Genomic DNA, 14,272 nt, shown 5'->3' with positions numbered 1-14,272 from the left:
ACCTCCTAACGTAAAATTTGTATACCTTTCCGATTCTTCATATCATCTTCAAAGGCATAGCGAGTTGCATCTATTGTGTGGTTATCTTTATCCTCTAAACGAGGCTTTGGATTACCATCTTTGTCTGTTTGATAATCTATATTTTCGAACTCACGCGCAATATTTGGTGTACGTAATGGATCTATACAAATGAAATCTAAATCATCGAGCCATTCTTCACCATATTCGACTGAATCAGGACCTTTCTTTACTGGCTTGATATGTTTAATACCTAAATCATTCTTCAATTCTGCATTTGATTTTGGTTCAGCGCTTTCTGCTCGTATTTCATCTGATTGATATCCACGTTCATGCAACCACTTCGCTAATTGTCTGTTACTAATCTTCTGGCCGTAATATTCATCAATAGCATAAATGCCGTTCTTTTTCTTGTCGTAATGCCATCTTACAAATGCTAATGGATCCGTAGCGTAACCATAATCGACTCCATTTCGAAGGTTATCGAATGAAGCTACCATTTCATTGGTAATGCAGCCTTTCTCAATTTGCAGGTTATCGAATGGAACAACACCTGAACCTATTGCTTCGCCAAGATATTCCCATCGATAACGCAATTCATTTCGTTCTTTTGCTGCATTTGCTTCTTCAATGAATTGTTTAGAAATAAACGGATTATCAAGGTATGTAGATGAATGAACGAAAGTATTTTCAGATACAAATGAGCTCTCATACTTCTTGTTCACCCATGATTGCCGTCTTTTCGGAGGGTTGTAAGAATAGAAGAACTTATAAAAAAGACCATTTCCAAGCTCACCACGTAACAGCGAGTTTGTAATGGTTGTGACTTCATCTTCTGTTTTAAATTCCGCTAATTCCTCTAGCCAAGCAATAGCAAAAGGGAAATTAGCACTCTTTAATGATTTAATACGCTCCGGTTCTTGCGCCCCTCTGAATACCATGTAATTTCCTCTAGGGATGTATGTAATTCGCATAGGGGATTTGTTTACCTTAAATAAGTGTGAAACACCTTGCTCACTAATGGCCCATTTGATTTGTTCGAATATCGATAATTCAATTGTGTTGTCCACTTTACGGATACCAACTGCATTTACAGCGTACCTCATAAGCATTTGCACAATAATATGAGCAATATCCGAGGATTTACCGGAACCACGGCCACCCTTGCAGATAATATTGAGAATCTCTGGATCAATTGCCTTTCTCCAAACATCATGAAAGGCATTTGGTAATAGCTCGGACAATCGTTTAACTGCCATTACCATCACCACTTATGTCATCAATAAACTGAACAGCTCCAGCAACTTCAACCTCAGCTTTTTCGGTCCATAGTTTATAACGTTTCCCTAATAATTCACCTGCACGAATGCGCTCAGTTACGGATGGTTCAATTTCTTTTACTTCTTGTTCACCCATCCCCATACCAACAAGAGCAGTACCAGTTGCATGCCCACGCAATACTGCAGTAAGAGTTTCTAAGACCTCTTGAGCGCTTGCAACACGTTCTGACTGCAATTCTTCCATACGAGAGTCAATATATGTCTTAATGTTAGGTTTTGTGAGGTTTTCGCTACCAATCTCTTTCGCGGTCTTCTTGCTATAACCAGCTTTAATAGCTGCCTCTGTCGCATTCCCTAACTCAATATAATAATCAGCAAAAGCTTGTTGTTTAGGTGTTAATTTACGTTCAATCAATAGCAATCACCACTCATACGCTAATCGCTCCTTTATAATTCAATCCATTCTTTATGCTTTCTTGTAACACACTTAATTGTTTTATCTGGATATCTAAATTCAAACAACTTTTGTTTATTACGAAATGTTTGTGTAATCTTCCCTTTCACATCGATTACTTCAGTTCGGCCATCTGCAAATGTTACAACAAAATCTGCAATGTATTTAATTGCTTTATGACGTTTTCCATCTTTGGTAAATGCATCTTGTAAGATAAAAGGCACTTGCATTTCAAAGGTTTTCACAATACCTTGGTGTTGCCATTCTTTTAGATCGCGATAATAACGTGATTCCATGTATGAATCGAATACAATTCCATCTACTTCAACTTTACGGTTATTGTATTTGTTTTTTCGTTTCATGTAATCACCTCATTTCTGCAAAATAAAAAGCATCTCAATTGAGATGCCATTCTACCTTAAATACTCATCAGTGTTTTTTATTGTTCTTAAGTTTTATTAAATCTACCTTGATCCATACAGTAGGACCCATATAAGCATTATAAAATTCTTCTCGAATTAAACCAACATTTGGAGCGTAATAAGAATAACTCCAAGGTTTTTTTGGTTCAGATGGAGGATATATTTCTATTTTAATTACATGTTTAAAAGTTCCTGCTTTTGTTTTAATAGTTAAATTCGTAGCTATAATTTTACTATCATAATCCAAATTATACTTCCATGTTTTCCCTAATTTTATTGGATAAGATATTATTTTTGATGGATTAACACATTTTTTTACACAGTCCGCAATATATAAACCGTTTTTTGTTTCTTTATATGAACCAGTGGAGAAAAAAAGGTAACCATTTTTCGTTTTTTCATATTTATCAATGAGTGTTTGGCTATCTTCTTCGGAGTCGTATGCATATTTTTGTTTATAAGTATAAATTTTATCTTTGTTTTGTATATAACTTGTTTTTGCGTTTGCATTGTTTCCATTTAATATTGCTAAAGAAGTGAAGATTATACAAAAGGATAAGATTAATTTTAAAAATGCATTACCCACCTCAACAAATAATCCACCAGAAGAAAACGCCTTAATCAATTTTGTTTCTTTTAAATTAAACATTTTCCTAACACCTCCTTACACAATTATCTTAACGTGAAAGAAAATATATGTGAATAATACAAAAATGATAATCATAATAAAAAGCATCCCGAAGAATGCTAATAATTACATATCGATTTTATTATTTATTTTTTCACATTCTTTTTTAAGATCATTAATAGTTGTGAATACTGCCTCGTTAATTTGTTTGTAAGGAAAATCTACTGGTATAGACCGGGCTTTGTCGTCATAAATCAATATTTTTAAAGCATTATATAATTTTCTTGTGATTTTATAAGTTCTAAGATTTACATTTGCTGATTTCCTTAATAAACCATCATCTTCTAAGTATTGAATAATATATTTTATACGCTCTCTATATATAGGATTAAGCAAACCCGATGGTTTATCTTCGCTATATTTCTTAATCAGCAATTCATATTGTCTTTCTAAAATAAATATTATATCCTCAATATCCAACAGTTTTTGAGGTATTAAATCTGCATTTCTTTTATCATTATTATCTTTTATTGTTATTCTTACGCCTATTAATGTTAGTAAACCCGAAATTATACCACCTAATATTGCTCCAATTAGGCTAATACCAGCACCAATCAATGTTTCGTTTCCACTGTATATGTAATTTGTTATTAAAATCCAAATAAATAAACAAATCATTATAGCATTTATCACAATTAACCAAGAGATAGCATCATCTTTTTTCATTCATTCATCCTCCCGCTTAACTATATAAAACAGCAAGAAAGAAGTATATTACACATCTGATAAACCTGATAAAAATAATAAATATGATACAGATATTAGAAATAGTATCACCAATATCCAACCCACAACTTTATCTGGAACATTAAAATTAATAAGTATGCATCCTATTATCACTACTACAATAAGCGGGATTCCTAATGTAATTGCAAGTTTTATAACTAAATCAATTATAATATTGTTACCAAAATTAAAATCAATAATATTCATCAAGCACCTCCAGAATTACTATAAGTAATCTCAGAAGAAGTGTATATTACATATCTGATAAACATAATAAAAGACTACCGCTAGCATGATAGCCTTCAAAAGGGGAGAATTTACAATAGGTTAGATTTCACTATCAAATAAACGAATGTCTATCCAATAAGGTGATCTATGCAGGACATTCGCTTGTTTCATAATAAAAATAAAAAAATCCACATCATTAATATGCGGATTAACTATCTCAAAGTAATTGTTCAAAATTTTTTATTTCTTTAAGTAACTTATTCTTTTCTAGTCTTAAATTTCTTGCTTCATCTAATTGTTTATTAGTGAGGAAATCCAATTCTTTTTGAGCAATAATAATTAATTCTCGATTTTTTTCAAGATACTTATTGGATAAATTTTTTCTTAAATCCTTATCCATAATTACTCAACTCCCTACACATTAATTTTAACATGAAAGAGAATTTAATAATTAAGGCAAATATACCGTTTAAAAAATATCAAAGTGGTTAGTCTTCACATAACCTGTGAACATTTTCACTTTACAATGAAAATGTTATAGGAAATTCATCTCATATAAACGAACAATACTGACAAGCCTAGATGTTTTTCGATAACTATATGCTTCGTATTATTCGCTTATATCAGAAGGTACTAAAAAAGTACAGACCTCAATGTCGTTCGTTACCGCCTGTGCACTCCATCTTAGCAAGGTATAATCAACGGAGGAGTCTTCTTGGGTTGGTGGTTGGTTTTGATAACCTTTGAGGGAGAATTCTTTAAGGCGAAGGTCAAAAGCTCGGCTCCCCCATATCCCCCTCATTATATAGGCTACTGTATGACAAGTGTATGACAAGAAATGATTATTTTTACCTACTTTATTGAGCATCAATAGAGAATTTCACCTTGTGTTGTGCACGTCTAATGAACTGTTGAACACTCGCTCTTTTGACCCCTAACTTATCCGCTATACGGCCATGGCTCCATTGACATACAGTGTGTAACATAAAGCATTGTTTTTCTCGAATTGATAGAACACCAATTGCTTGAGTGATTGCTTGTTTTTCCTCATTTGTTAGTTCTCTTCCACTAAGGTCTTGCTCTTCATCGTCGTAAATATCTAACATCGGCAACACTTCATCATCATAGCTGCTAATGGTTGCAATAACTTCATTGCCATCGTACACGAAACGTTTGTCAGCACCTCTATATGCTTGTGGATCACGTCCAGTTTCCATCCATTCGATTGTTTCTTTTATGCCACGAATCATGCTATTAATATGGCCTTTGTCCATTTCTGCTTGTGGATGTTCTGGATCTAATCGCAATAGCATTTCTTCAAGACCTCTTTTACTGTCTTTATATTCAAAGATTAATTCTTCTACACTAATCATTGTTATCTCTCCTTTAGCAAATAAAAAAGGAGCACCAAATAAACGCAGTGATTGCGTAAATTCAGTGCTCCCGGTTGTTCCAGTAAGCTTATGAAATAAGAATATTTTAGCATACTTGTCAGATTATATATAGTGTGATTACTAGCTTAGTTATTCCTTTAGTTTTCGTAAACATTATCCATAATAAAAAAGGATAATAAATGACTAGTTAAACAGATATATCAAGTGTTTTCCACCAGATGGCTGGTAGACTATTTATCTAGTTTTTCTAAATTCATTTTAATAATTTCAATAAAAAGACGATTTTTATTGGATATAATGTAATTTATTTTTACAGTATGAACTATTAATAAAATTAAAAATAGAAATACACTTAAAATCTCAAAAAAATAATCAATTTCAGGAGTTACAAAACTCTTTTTAACGGTATTCAAATTATCATAGCTATACTTTAAATACCATATTGCTCCATTTGATATAAAACCTGTAATCACCATTATAATAATATTAATATATGTATCATTCTTTTCTTTAGACTGCAAATCAGCTAATAACAATCTTTGATTTCCAGAACTTTGTTTGCTCAATATTTTTGAAATTGATCTCATATTGCTCATGTAATCATTACTATAATTTAATTTAGAAGTTAAATTCTCAAGATAATTAAATAATTGTTCTTCTGTTCCTGAGTTAATCCATTCATTTATATTTTCGAAATTTTGCTGCTTACTTTTCGTCTTTCTTTTCGTTAATTTAGATAAAGCCCAATGAATGCTATAAAAATAACCACCCATAAATATTACCTCTGTAATTACACGAACAATTTTGCTTGACGAAGGGAACTCTACTTCAATAACAGCAATAGTAACTAAATACATAAACATCAAAAAAACTATAACTATAAATTTTATGAATTTATTTTGTATCCATACACTGTATTTATTAGTTTTAGTACTTTGCAAGCGTTCTTCTTTTTCATCTACTATTTCAGTTGATTTTACTAACTCTTCATTTTCTTTTGTATTCCCAATAGATTCAATACCTATCAAAACTCCTCACCCTCATCCCATTTAACTGTTTGACTTTTATCTTACTAAGCATGACTTTAGTCTTATCAAACAAAGGCAACTCACTTACTTTGGACTTTCTGTCGATAAGCACAAAGGCACATAGCTTTAGTAACTTTATTATATATATTTTTAGGATATTTTGCTTATTTATTTTCATTTCTTTTATTCTAATATTTAAACCTCCTTCATAACTAAAAAAGAGCACCAAATAAACGCATTAAATGCGTAAATTCAGTGCTCCTGGTAGTTCCAGTAAGCATATTTTGCTAAGTATATTTTTTAACTCATTTTAACATCAGGTATCAATTAATGTATTAAATAAAGATACATCCTATACTAATACAATTAATACAATACCGAAGAGTATAAATATTACTGATATATATAATATCCATAGCAATTGTGTAGTAGACACATCTATTAACTCCAAAAAGAAAATTAATATGAAAGTTAATATTTTCTTTTTCCTGCTTTTTTCCTTGAACTCTTCCCAATATTCCTTGAAATAATAAATACCAAAAGGAAGTAAGAATATACCTATAAGCAAGAACAATATACCAACACTAGTGCAATCCATCTCACGCCTCCGAAAAAAGCTTATTAATACATCTCTTTATCTACATTTTATAATTTATATTTTATTTTTCAATCGGAATTTTAGGTAATAAATACTAAAACTTCTGGGTATATTTAATTTCGCTATGCGTTGGAAAACCCTTCTGCCAAGAAATTTCCTGTTTTCCATATCCGTTTGGTGGGGTATCTAATTGTATGATGTGGCCATCACATACTACGTAAACAGCGTTTATACTTAAATCAACTTGTACAATCATTTCTTCATTAATTTTTCTAACCAAGATTGCTCACCCCACCGATTTAATTGTTTTGTCTAATACTTCACCGATTTCTAGTAGTTCGTCTCGCACCGGGCAACTTAAGCATTGTTTTGTATAATTTTTTGGATTTCGATATGGGCATCCCATGCACCGATGATTAAATAGCAACTTCTGCCGATCTAATGCATCCTTGCGTAACATTGAAATCATTTATTTCACCACTTTTAAACTTTTTATAAATGAACGCATCTTGAAAGAATCTTGAACGTATAATCTATTAACAAATTGTTCAAAATGGAGTTGGATGGTTATTCCTGAACCGTCCAACTCATAGGACTCTCTTTCAGCCAACACGTTTGAACTGCCATTCAAGCGTGTTTTTTATTTGGGAATTCCATTAACACCGCATAAGCTCCACCATTTTTGTTTTCCGTTTGAATTTCACTGATTTGCATCCATCCACGTTCTTGGTGAGATAGTATCTTTTTCTCTACGTCATGCTTTGTTACACCACGTAGTATTTGTTTATTGTTGTATCTGCCCCAAGCCACTATGAAGCACTTCCTTTCGCAAACTTGTTATATTCATCTTCCAAACGTTCATCACACCAGTGGTTGTAGAAACCATTACGAGTCATATTGATAAACTCAAGATATTCCTCCATCGCTTTGCGCTCTTCTAGAGATAGTTTAGATATCACTTATTCTGTCACTCCAATTTCAAAATGTATTTTTGTCGAAATCACAAATATATTAAAAATAATAAATTTTTAATATATTTTATTTCTACATCTATATATTATTTAGTTATAAAAATATATAGGAGGAATTATTTTGAATAAACTAATGAAATATGGCATAGCTACCGCACTAACTTTTAGCACTTTTTTTGGTGCTTCATTAGCAACAAATAGCAATGAAAACGCACACGCTGCAAGTATATATTCAAGTTGTAAAGCATTTAACGCTAAATATCCTCTCATGGTGTAAGAGTTTCATCCAAAACGAAAGATGCTGTTCACAAACGTAATGGCAGCACAATATATAAAACTTCCAGTGCAACAGTTTCAAAAACAATCTATAAAAAAGCTATGAAAAACAATTCCAACTTAGATAGAGATAAAGATAATATCGCATGTGAAAAATAATAATTTCATTTAAGATTTGTATAACTTTTAGCATTTTATGTTTTTCATATCACGCAATCCCTTAGCATGATTATTAGTGCATATATTGATGCGATTTAAAAAATATATGTTTATTAATTAACAGCAAGGGTAAATATTAATTGTTTCCTGATACAACTCCCCGTATCGAGATTGAGACATAGTGGAGACTCTTTCTGCTATGTCTTTTTAATGCACTAAATATTTCAAAAGTACACTAATGATTAACAGCCCTTCTCAATGCCAATTCCCGTCGTAAATCAGATAACTCGCAAACTGCCAATGCTTGACCGTTGATACTTTTGATACCTTCTTTATGTAGTTCTGTGATGTATTGGCTTTTAATTGCTTGTTGAGTAAGTGTTGTTTTCATCACGCAACCCCCTCGCACTTGTTTTGTGCTGCCAAGAAATCAACCGCATATTTCAAAGCACCTTCACGATCTAACCCTGTGATTTGCATTAATTGCGCTAAGTAACTTTCAAAACGTTCGTCGCGTTCTTTCGTTGGACCCAGGTTGTGATACTGGCAATAAGCGATAACGATTTGGTCTACGATGAATTTTATTTGGTTTGTTACGTTCATTGTTTTGCCTCCTTTTTCAACTCTGCTAATGCATGAAAACAATTATGCCCTGTGTAATGAGCGATACTTAATGCTTCATGTGGTGTGTAACCCTCATCCTCTACCAAATGAGCAAGTCCAGTAACAATTAGCTGAACACCAAAACTTTTATCAGTTAGGTCAGCTACTAATTGAGGTGTGATTTCAGTCATCATTTAGCCTCCTTAAATAACAATTGCTCCAGCTTATTGTTTTCGTATTCGCTCTCACGATCACGAACAGATTCTTCCGGCATGAATATCTCCATACATAACTTTTTCAAGCGACTAACAACGCGACTATCTCCACCCTCTTCATAACTTTTAATTTGGCCATCCTTCGCTCGATATTGTTGTGACCCAAATTCTTCAATAGTTAGATTAGATGTAATAATCGTTGGTAGTTTTTGTTCAACTCGATAATCAAAGATTGTATAAAGGAGTTCTTCTACAAATTCAGAAGGCTTTTCTGCAGCTAAGTCATCAATTACTAGTACATCTGCCTTTTGGAATGCTGCAATAACTTCTAAATCGTTCATGTTGCTATCCTGCTTGTAAGTTTTACGAACTTCTTTTGACATATTTACCGCTTTTACAACCGTTACGTTAATTCCTAATTGATGCACTAAATCATTTGCGATACTTATAGCCAATCTTGTTTTTCCGGATCCTTTGATACTCGAGTAAATGTATAAGCCTTTTCCCGCACCACTCATTTGTTCAAAGTTCTTGATGTAATTAATTGCAGCTGTACGATTCGTTTTACCAATTTGCTTGTTTATTTCAGTCTTATATACACCGTAATTAAAATTATTTAAGTGAGCATCCACAAATAATTTAGGAATACCTGCCGTAGCAAGTTTCTTTTTCAATTCCAATGCTTTCTTGCGTTGTTCGTAACATTTACATAGCTCTTGCCATTCAGATGGATTTTTTGAATCGTACGGTTGTGTTGCACGACTCCAATCTTTCCACCAGATAAATCCTGAACCATCGCATAAGTGAAATGGACATTTATCACTAGGTTCATTAATTTGTTGAATCGGATTCTCCGCGTAATAATTTTGCACGTCTTGCATTCGCTTCTTGAATTCTGGATTCTTTGCCATAATCTCTTGGAGAGTTTTGTTTATGGGTTCCATTTTGTTCACCTCGTTTACTAGATTCATAGATTTCTAAATCACGTAATGTTTTTAATTTTGCATTTTTCCAGTTTCGGATAATGCCTTTTACGTATCTGAGCTTTCGCTCATTTTGGTCGATAGCAATTTTAAATGCTTCTAAGGTCAATTCCTCTGATGTGTCTTTGATCATGTATTCAACTTCTTGAGATGTATACGAATTAAGTGCAGCCATATTATTTGATTCTATTAATTCGAAGATTTGATTTGACAACGACGACCGACTTTCTTTTTCTTGTTGTTTTTCTTGTTCTTTTTCTTCTTCTTGTTCTTCTTCTTTTTCTTCTTCTTCCCCCAGGTCTATATATAGACTATCCATAGGGTATCGATACTGTATCGAGCCGTTGGTATTACTGTGTTTTGGTTCTTTTGGTTCATTAGCGTTTTTTGATGGTATTGATACGGTATCGATACGGTATCCAAACCGTTCTAAAGTTGTAAGATATTCGTCTACAAACGGTATATGTTTGACCTCTAGCAACTCTTTTTCAATGCATTTTTTTACTTTTGGAGAGTTGATAAAGTTGTAACGCGCCCAATTATGAATCATGAGTTCTTTCGTTGTTTCGTGATAATCAATCTTTCCGTAATCAATGAATCTTTTTAAGAGCTTCAATACTGTTTCTCGGTTATAACCTGTATGCATTTCGATAACTCGATAAGGTAATTCATAGATACCACATTGAGTTGTTTTTCCATTAGTCATGAGATACAAGTAAAAATATTTTTCTTCTGGTGTGAGATCTAGAACGAAAGAATCGTCCCAGAATGTTGTGTGTACTTGTCTGTATTTAGCCACGTCTGTACCCCCTTAAAATCTGTCAGTCTCGCAAATTGCCAGACCTTTACTAACCTTAATAACCCGATATCCTTCATATCGCTTCATATACTCGAGTACTAGTCGTTTAATTTCATCTGTATTGCCCCGGCCTGCTCGAATATCCAAGCAGGTAGGACAACTTTTGATTGTGTATTCATAATTAACCCTCTTGTGCTTCACTCTCTAGAATCTGATCAGGGGCTTGTACAAATACATCTTGGTTAGGAGTAACATCTTTAATGCTTTGACCAACTCCTTCGTCATATGCCACTTGTTCTTGAACTTCCACACTGATAGGAAGGTACTTCCACATGTGACGGACAACTGTTTTCTTAGCCATCTCTTCATAGTCGGTTGCCCATGGAGAATAACTTGAATTTGCAGCTTTAGAACGTGATTTTCGCTTTTCAATATCCGCTTTAGACATAAACTCGAATTGATAACCGCCATCTTTGAAATGAGCTACTGCATAAGCTCCAACAAATGCGCCCTTTTCTGGCGACATTGTAGGCGTGTGTTTCAATTTTGGTTCAAGGCCTAATTCATACTCGAATGTGTCATTTTCATATACCGCATGAGCGTAAATAGATTGAATATGACCACTTCGTCTCGCTAGATCAATCATCCCTTTGTAACCGATAATGAATTGAACTTCTGTGATACCTTTTTTATTGTTTTTGAATGGTAGCAAGTAACATTGTCCAAGTAGTCCAGGTTCTAAACCGAGTTGTGCAGCTTGCATTACTGCGCCTAGTAAACTCGATACGTCAGCTTCACGTAATGCAGGAGTCGTTCTAATAGTTGTCATTGCTAAGCGAGTTAAACGGTCAACACTCATATGTTTTGGAAGCGCCTCTGCCATTGCAGGAGCCATTTGTTTCATATAATCTTCAATTGTTTTTGGTTTCTTGTGTTGAACTGGTGCTTGTTGTTTCATTTGTTCTTTTAATTCGTTAGTAGTTGCCATGGATAATGTCCTCCTAGTTCACTTTTTTGTATCCAAATTTGCGATAAGAAGATGAATTGCAATATTTCTCATAAATGTTCGGCAATTCTTCTTTCAACTTCTTGGAATCCAGACGATTTTGATTGATTGTTTTGTAAGTCAATTTGTAATGTTCTGTCAGACCTTCTGACGCTGTTTCTAGCGACATTTTCAATTGGTTGGTGTATTTGTTCTCCAACTCTTTTAAACTCTTCATTTCGGCTTTTACGTTGTCTAAAGCATCTATGATTTTTTCTTTTTCAGAATCGAGCATGACTGTTTCATCTGAGTTCTCTTTGTATCGTTTGGATATAAATTCAACTGCTGCATCTGACCCATCAATTTCAGGTGGGATTTCAGCAAGAACATGGTTTTCCCAGAACGCTTTTTCACGTTCAATCATGATGTCGATTAACTCTTGATCACGTTCTATTTCTTTCCATACAAACTTGTTTCCACCAATTAATACAGCTATATATGCTTTTTCATAACCTGTGACCGCCATGTAATGTTGTACCTGGCAAAGATAAGCTGCCGGAATGTCCTCGCCTTCCCAATCGCCTACTTTGTAAGCAGAAGTTGTTTTACATTCTAGGAATGCTTTCTCCCCAACAATTACGCGGTCTAAATTTGCTGTCATGAAATCATGTTCTGGATGACGAAGCATTTTGTTCATTCTGCGAACTTTCTTTCCTGTACGCGCTTGAAATTCTTTTGCTACAATATCTTCAAGTACATTGCCCCAGTAGATAAATTCGTTATCTGTTTTTTCAAGGGGGCCTCCTGTTTTTTCTAAATACAATTGAAAAGGTGATTTCCATTTGTTAAACCCTAGGATAACGGCAGCATCACTGCCACCGATTCCTGTACGTCTTGTTTCGAGCCATTCGTCACGACTCATTTCAGCTGTGGAAACAAATTGTTGTACCATGATTTTTCTTCCTTTCTGTGATATAATCACATAGAATTGACATTTTCCATTCGACCGTTTAGTAGAACGGTCGTTTTTTTATATACTTTGAACCGCGTCAGACTTCTCAAGGTGATCCGCGAGGCAAGAAGTTGAACAGAATATTTCATCTTCGAATAACACACCTTCGTAACCTCCGAAAACAAGATCATTGCATTCAATACATCTTCCTACTGGTGTAGCGTATGTTTCTTTATATCCTTGTCCAATTACTAATGGATTTTCTAACATGATTTCACCCTCTTTCTGATGCAATAACTCGCATCACGAAACGTGCAAGCTTTAAGGTTTTCCAGGCCTTATTAAGGTAGAGTCATCTCCAATCACAAATTGAATTAGCACACTTTTTTGTGAGATTTGTGATTTTGCGCGCTTCGTGACAGGAATTAACCTGTCGTGTTATAATGTTGTTGGACATTCATATTAGGTAAGACTAAATCTGAGGCTGATTAACTGTGCAAAGTTAATCAGCTTTTTTAATGCCATAGCCCAATTGCCCCGAGAATGATCATTGTTGCGATGCCACCGTAAAACCAAAGTCCGTCTGATAAACTGATTTTCTCTGATTCAAAAAAGTAATTGTTTAGTTTACGCATCTTGTCACCATCCTTAAGTCAACTCCTCTTTTCTGCATAAGCTCAGCCGTTTTTACTAAGCGATCATGCTCACGCTTTACTTTTCGCAATCGGCAAAGTTCTTTAATTGATTTGTTAATGTCTTCTAAACAAATTTGAGCTGCTGCATAACTCCCACGTTCGATATGTATCTCTAGTTGTTTTTGCAACGTGTTGATGCAATTGTGTTCTTTCATCGCTTTTTCAACATCTTGTTTTCTAAAATTCAAAGTGTTCATTGTGCTCCTCCTAGTGCTAGATAACCATTGCTAGCTAACGATTTATAATGTTTGTCCCATAAATCCACGTAACTGATATCACCTTCCATGCATATCACTGCAACTAGATGGTCGATTGCTGTTTGTGCTTCAACTAGTTCATCTAGTGCTTCTTCTATGTCCTGCCGTTCAAAATGTTCTATTTTCCTTAATGGCTTCGAAAGACTGATTTTTTCAAGTTGTTCTAAAGCTTCATGCATTTCTTCAACCGTTTTTTCTTTGACCGCTGATCTATGCAAATCTACATTTGGTCCATCCAGCCACCGTGGACCTGTACCTGAATATTCATTTCTTAACGTGATTGCGAATTTCGGATTATCGTATTTTTGAGTGAGTTTACGGCCAATATCTGCTGGCACTTTTGACCGGCCATTTTCATACTTGCTAACTGTTTCGCGAGATACGTTGAGTTCCATGGCTAATTGTTGTTGGTACTCACTTCCTCGCAATTCTTTAAGTACACTAGGTACATTTGTTTTCTTCATTTTCTTTCTCCCCTTTGTCTCTTAGCGGTCACATCTCAAATACAAGTAATCTCTTAGTAGACCACCATTTATTGATA

General features: G+C 34.1%; 25 protein-coding genes. 2 read left to right on the top strand and 23 right to left on the bottom strand.

Annotated features, from left to right (window positions below; translation table 11 throughout):
• Window positions 1-5 precede the first annotated feature (5 nt).
• The 13 genes from ACWV26_RS06605 to ACWV26_RS06545 form a co-directional block, all read right to left on the bottom strand.
• Window positions 6-1,277, bottom strand: a complete 1,272-nt coding sequence (locus tag ACWV26_RS06605; protein WP_455897557.1) for a PBSX family phage terminase large subunit — start codon at window positions 1,275-1,277, stop codon at window positions 6-8.
• Complete coding sequence (locus ACWV26_RS06600) at window positions 1,267-1,713, bottom strand: terminase small subunit (RefSeq protein WP_455897556.1); 447 nt, start codon at window positions 1,711-1,713, stop codon at window positions 1,267-1,269. The genes ACWV26_RS06605 and ACWV26_RS06600 overlap by 11 nt, the downstream gene beginning before the upstream one ends.
• A 32-nt stretch (window positions 1,714-1,745) precedes the next feature.
• A complete protein-coding gene (locus ACWV26_RS06595; protein WP_455897555.1) occupies window positions 1,746-2,114 on the bottom strand; it encodes a DUF1064 domain-containing protein in 369 nt (122 codons plus the stop codon).
• A gap of 67 nt (window positions 2,115-2,181) precedes the next feature.
• Complete coding sequence (locus ACWV26_RS06590; protein WP_455897554.1) at window positions 2,182-2,823, bottom strand: hypothetical protein; 642 nt, start codon at window positions 2,821-2,823, stop codon at window positions 2,182-2,184.
• A gap of 105 nt (window positions 2,824-2,928) precedes the next feature.
• Window positions 2,929-3,528: a hypothetical protein gene (locus ACWV26_RS06585; protein WP_455897553.1), complete on the bottom strand. Its 600-nt coding sequence runs from the start codon at window positions 3,526-3,528 to the stop codon at window positions 2,929-2,931.
• 48 nt (window positions 3,529-3,576) lie between these two features.
• Window positions 3,577-3,795, bottom strand: coding sequence for a hypothetical protein (locus ACWV26_RS06580; protein WP_455897552.1), 219 nt, complete (start codon window positions 3,793-3,795; stop codon window positions 3,577-3,579).
• A 238-nt stretch (window positions 3,796-4,033) separates the two neighbouring features.
• Window positions 4,034-4,216, bottom strand: coding sequence for a hypothetical protein (locus tag ACWV26_RS06575; RefSeq protein ID WP_455897551.1), 183 nt, complete (start codon window positions 4,214-4,216; stop codon window positions 4,034-4,036).
• Between the two features lie 457 nt (window positions 4,217-4,673).
• A complete protein-coding gene (locus ACWV26_RS06570; RefSeq protein ID WP_455897550.1) occupies window positions 4,674-5,189 on the bottom strand; it encodes a sigma factor-like helix-turn-helix DNA-binding protein in 516 nt (171 codons plus the stop codon).
• A gap of 251 nt (window positions 5,190-5,440) precedes the next feature.
• Complete coding sequence (locus ACWV26_RS06565; RefSeq protein WP_455897549.1) at window positions 5,441-6,238, bottom strand: hypothetical protein; 798 nt, start codon at window positions 6,236-6,238, stop codon at window positions 5,441-5,443.
• A gap of 692 nt (window positions 6,239-6,930) precedes the next feature.
• Window positions 6,931-7,116 carry a DUF3954 domain-containing protein gene (locus tag ACWV26_RS06560; RefSeq protein ID WP_455897548.1) on the bottom strand — a complete coding sequence of 62 codons (186 nt, stop codon included), beginning with the start codon at window positions 7,114-7,116 and terminating at the stop codon, window positions 6,931-6,933.
• 6 nt (window positions 7,117-7,122) lie between these two features.
• Window positions 7,123-7,305, bottom strand: coding sequence for a hypothetical protein (locus ACWV26_RS06555; RefSeq protein ID WP_455897547.1), 183 nt, complete (start codon window positions 7,303-7,305; stop codon window positions 7,123-7,125).
• A gap of 158 nt (window positions 7,306-7,463) precedes the next feature.
• Window positions 7,464-7,646 carry a hypothetical protein gene (locus ACWV26_RS06550; protein ID WP_455897546.1) on the bottom strand — a complete coding sequence of 61 codons (183 nt, stop codon included), beginning with the start codon at window positions 7,644-7,646 and terminating at the stop codon, window positions 7,464-7,466.
• Complete coding sequence (locus ACWV26_RS06545; protein ID WP_455897545.1) at window positions 7,646-7,795, bottom strand: hypothetical protein; 150 nt, start codon at window positions 7,793-7,795, stop codon at window positions 7,646-7,648. The genes ACWV26_RS06550 and ACWV26_RS06545 overlap by 1 nt, the downstream gene beginning before the upstream one ends.
• Window positions 7,796-7,928: 133 nt before the next feature.
• Here ACWV26_RS06545 and ACWV26_RS06540 point away from each other — a divergent pair, with 133 nt between their 5' ends.
• Both ACWV26_RS06540 and ACWV26_RS06535 read left to right on the top strand, forming a co-directional pair.
• Entirely contained in the window at window positions 7,929-8,084 is a 156-nt protein-coding gene (locus ACWV26_RS06540; RefSeq protein ID WP_455897544.1) for a hypothetical protein, read from the top strand.
• The gene (locus ACWV26_RS06535; RefSeq protein ID WP_455898196.1) at window positions 8,066-8,242 is read left to right on the top strand and encodes an excalibur calcium-binding domain-containing protein; all 177 of its coding nucleotides are present in this window, start codon (window positions 8,066-8,068) and stop codon (window positions 8,240-8,242) included. Before ACWV26_RS06540 ends, ACWV26_RS06535 begins: the two co-directional genes overlap by 19 nt.
• 235 nt (window positions 8,243-8,477) lie before the next feature.
• Here the strand turns inward: ACWV26_RS06535 and ACWV26_RS06530 are convergent, their stop codons facing one another.
• From ACWV26_RS06530 to ACWV26_RS06485, 10 genes are all read right to left on the bottom strand, one after another.
• Complete coding sequence (locus ACWV26_RS06530; protein WP_455897543.1) at window positions 8,478-8,636, bottom strand: hypothetical protein; 159 nt, start codon at window positions 8,634-8,636, stop codon at window positions 8,478-8,480.
• Window positions 8,633-8,845, bottom strand: a complete 213-nt coding sequence (locus ACWV26_RS06525) for a hypothetical protein (RefSeq protein WP_455897542.1) — start codon at window positions 8,843-8,845, stop codon at window positions 8,633-8,635. The genes ACWV26_RS06530 and ACWV26_RS06525 overlap by 4 nt, the downstream gene beginning before the upstream one ends.
• Entirely contained in the window at window positions 8,842-9,036 is a 195-nt protein-coding gene (locus ACWV26_RS06520; RefSeq protein ID WP_455897541.1) for a hypothetical protein, read from the bottom strand. The genes ACWV26_RS06525 and ACWV26_RS06520 overlap by 4 nt, the downstream gene beginning before the upstream one ends.
• Window positions 9,036-10,004 carry an ATP-binding protein gene (locus tag ACWV26_RS06515; RefSeq protein ID WP_455897540.1) on the bottom strand — a complete coding sequence of 323 codons (969 nt, stop codon included), beginning with the start codon at window positions 10,002-10,004 and terminating at the stop codon, window positions 9,036-9,038. Before ACWV26_RS06515 ends, ACWV26_RS06520 begins: the two co-directional genes overlap by 1 nt.
• Entirely contained in the window at window positions 9,892-10,842 is a 951-nt protein-coding gene (locus ACWV26_RS06510) for a DnaD domain-containing protein (RefSeq protein WP_455897539.1), read from the bottom strand. The genes ACWV26_RS06515 and ACWV26_RS06510 overlap by 113 nt, the downstream gene beginning before the upstream one ends.
• A 181-nt stretch (window positions 10,843-11,023) precedes the next feature.
• Window positions 11,024-11,830, bottom strand: a complete 807-nt coding sequence (gene recT, locus ACWV26_RS06505; protein ID WP_455897538.1) for a recombination protein RecT — start codon at window positions 11,828-11,830, stop codon at window positions 11,024-11,026.
• Window positions 11,831-11,843: 13 nt separating this feature from the next.
• On the bottom strand, window positions 11,844-12,779 hold the full coding sequence (locus tag ACWV26_RS06500; RefSeq protein ID WP_455897537.1) for a YqaJ viral recombinase family nuclease: 936 nt from the start codon (window positions 12,777-12,779) through the stop codon (window positions 11,844-11,846).
• A gap of 78 nt (window positions 12,780-12,857) precedes the next feature.
• Window positions 12,858-13,049 (bottom strand): hypothetical protein, encoded by a 192-nt coding sequence (locus tag ACWV26_RS06495; protein ID WP_455897536.1) that lies wholly within the window; start codon window positions 13,047-13,049, stop codon window positions 12,858-12,860.
• A 352-nt stretch (window positions 13,050-13,401) separates the two neighbouring features.
• Window positions 13,402-13,671, bottom strand: a complete 270-nt coding sequence (locus ACWV26_RS06490) for a hypothetical protein (protein WP_455897535.1) — start codon at window positions 13,669-13,671, stop codon at window positions 13,402-13,404.
• Window positions 13,668-14,195 carry a helix-turn-helix domain-containing protein gene (locus ACWV26_RS06485; protein ID WP_455897534.1) on the bottom strand — a complete coding sequence of 176 codons (528 nt, stop codon included), beginning with the start codon at window positions 14,193-14,195 and terminating at the stop codon, window positions 13,668-13,670. Before ACWV26_RS06485 ends, ACWV26_RS06490 begins: the two co-directional genes overlap by 4 nt.
• Between the last annotated feature and the right edge of the window lie 77 nt (window positions 14,196-14,272).

The organism is Rummeliibacillus sp. JY-2-4R (genome assembly GCF_053847205.1).
The sequence above is the reverse complement of the archived record's forward strand: the minus strand, read 5'-3'. Positions and strand labels throughout refer to the sequence as shown.

Coding starts and splice junctions, on each gene's coding strand:
- recT (WP_455897538.1), bottom strand. CDS start 11,830: ATGGCAACTACTAACGAATTAAAAGAACAAATGAAACAACAAGCACCA.
- ACWV26_RS06515 (WP_455897540.1), bottom strand. CDS start 10,004: ATGGAACCCATAAACAAAACTCTCCAAGAGATTATGGCAAAGAATCCA.
- ACWV26_RS06500 (WP_455897537.1), bottom strand. CDS start 12,779: ATGGTACAACAATTTGTTTCCACAGCTGAAATGAGTCGTGACGAATGG.
- ACWV26_RS06590 (WP_455897554.1), bottom strand. CDS start 2,823: ATGTTTAATTTAAAAGAAACAAAATTGATTAAGGCGTTTTCTTCTGGT.
- ACWV26_RS06580 (WP_455897552.1), bottom strand. CDS start 3,795: ATGAATATTATTGATTTTAATTTTGGTAACAATATTATAATTGATTTA.
- ACWV26_RS06520 (WP_455897541.1), bottom strand. CDS start 9,036: ATGACTGAAATCACACCTCAATTAGTAGCTGACCTAACTGATAAAAGT.
- ACWV26_RS06595 (WP_455897555.1), bottom strand. CDS start 2,114: ATGAAACGAAAAAACAAATACAATAACCGTAAAGTTGAAGTAGATGGA.
- ACWV26_RS06495 (WP_455897536.1), bottom strand. CDS start 13,049: ATGTTAGAAAATCCATTAGTAATTGGACAAGGATATAAAGAAACATAC.
- ACWV26_RS06585 (WP_455897553.1), bottom strand. CDS start 3,528: ATGAAAAAAGATGATGCTATCTCTTGGTTAATTGTGATAAATGCTATA.
- ACWV26_RS06570 (WP_455897550.1), bottom strand. CDS start 5,189: ATGATTAGTGTAGAAGAATTAATCTTTGAATATAAAGACAGTAAAAGA.
- ACWV26_RS06555 (WP_455897547.1), bottom strand. CDS start 7,305: ATGATTTCAATGTTACGCAAGGATGCATTAGATCGGCAGAAGTTGCTA.
- ACWV26_RS06485 (WP_455897534.1), bottom strand. CDS start 14,195: ATGAAGAAAACAAATGTACCTAGTGTACTTAAAGAATTGCGAGGAAGT.
- ACWV26_RS06525 (WP_455897542.1), bottom strand. CDS start 8,845: ATGAACGTAACAAACCAAATAAAATTCATCGTAGACCAAATCGTTATC.
- ACWV26_RS06490 (WP_455897535.1), bottom strand. CDS start 13,671: ATGAACACTTTGAATTTTAGAAAACAAGATGTTGAAAAAGCGATGAAA.
- ACWV26_RS06605 (WP_455897557.1), bottom strand. CDS start 1,277: ATGGCAGTTAAACGATTGTCCGAGCTATTACCAAATGCCTTTCATGAT.
- ACWV26_RS06575 (WP_455897551.1), bottom strand. CDS start 4,216: ATGGATAAGGATTTAAGAAAAAATTTATCCAATAAGTATCTTGAAAAA.